The sequence below is a fragment of the Streptomyces sp. NBC_01408 genome (assembly GCF_026340255.1).
Classification (GTDB): domain Bacteria; phylum Actinomycetota; class Actinomycetes; order Streptomycetales; family Streptomycetaceae; genus Streptomyces.
In genome coordinates this window covers 1-1,303 of record NZ_JAPEPJ010000012.1, presented here as the reverse complement: position 1 = coordinate 1,303, position 1,303 = coordinate 1, and the positions used below count along the sequence as shown (strand labels likewise).

General features: G+C 71.4%; 1 protein-coding gene and 1 pseudogene. One reads left to right on the top strand and one right to left on the bottom strand.

Features of this window, described 5'->3' with window-relative positions; all coding sequences use genetic code 11:
* A partial coding sequence (locus OG447_RS32220) for an MBL fold metallo-hydrolase (RefSeq protein ID WP_266941203.1) occupies positions 1-741 on the top strand: 741 nt, incomplete at its 5' end.
* A 40-nt stretch (positions 742-781) separates the two neighbouring features.
* Here the strand turns inward: OG447_RS32220 and OG447_RS32215 are convergent.
* A pseudogene (locus tag OG447_RS32215) lies at positions 782-1,303 on the bottom strand (cyclohexanone monooxygenase); the annotation flags it as partial.

Below are 1,303 nucleotides of genomic sequence, written 5' to 3'. Positions count from 1 at the left end.
TTCATCCCCGTCAACGCCTTCGTCCTGCACGCCGAGCAGCCGGTGGTCGTCGACACCGGCCTCGGACTGCCCGACCGTGACTTCCTCAACACGCTGGGCTCGGTCATCGACCCCGCCGACGTGCGGTGGATCTGGCTGACCCACCCCGACCGCGACCACACGGGCGGCCTCTTCGCGCTGCTCGACGCCGCACCCGGGGCGCGTGTGGTCACCACCTTCCTGGGGGCCGGGGCGATGTCCACCGAGCACCCGCTGCCGATGGACCGCGTGTACTTCCTCAACCCCGGCCAGAGCCTGGACGTGGGCGACCGCGAGCTCCACGCCTTCCGGCCGCCGCTGTTCGACAACCCGGCCACCGTCGGTTTCTACGACGACCGCTCCCGCACCTGCTTCAGCTCCGACTGCTTCGGCGCCCCCATGACCACCGCCGACGCCGCCATGAGCCCCGACGTCGGGGTGGTGCACGCCGGGGAGCTGAGAGGGGCCCAGCGGCTGTGGGCGAGCGTGGACAGTCCCTGGGTCCAACTAGTGGACTCGGACCGGTTCCTCGCCACGGTGGATCCGCTGCGCTCCATGGACCCGGACACGATCCTGTCCACCCACCTGCCCCCGGCGATCGGCCTGACCTCGCAGTTCATCGAGACCCTCGGCACGGTGCCGGGCATCAGCCCGTTCGTGGGACCGGACCAGGAGGCGCTCCAGCAGATGCTCGCCGGCTTCGAGCCCGGAGGCCCGGGTTAGGGGGCGTCCCCTCCGGCCCTCACGGGTACATGGCGGGCACCTACTGGACCGGCCCCGGCGGGGATGCTGGCAGAGCGTCCCGCTCGCCGCGGGCCTGGGCCGGCAGGCCCCCCGGCAGCGTCCAGGTGTAGACGTCCGGATCGAAGGCGTCCAGGCGTTTCACGAGCCTCCCGGTCGACCAGGGCCAGCAGAAGGTGTTGACGCCCGGGAGGCCGAAGTAGTAGCCGGAATCGCCGGCGGTGTTGTAGACGGTGGTGTCCAGCGCCTCGTGCAGGGCCTTCTGATGGGCTTCCTCGGCTTCGGGCCTGACGTCCAGCGCGGTGTATCCGCTGGTGCGCAGGTGGGTGAGGGCGGCGGTGACGTAGCGGAGCTGTGCTTCCAGGACGGTGGGAACGGCGGTGGTGCCGGTGAGCAGGTTGGGCCCGATGAGGAGGAAGAGGTTGGGGTATCCGCTGACGCTGGTGCCCAGGTAGGCACGCCGGTTGCCGGCCCAGGTCCGGGCCAGCGTGGTGCCGGTGGCGCCGTGCACCCGGCGGGCCAGGGGGATGTCGCCGACGTGGTA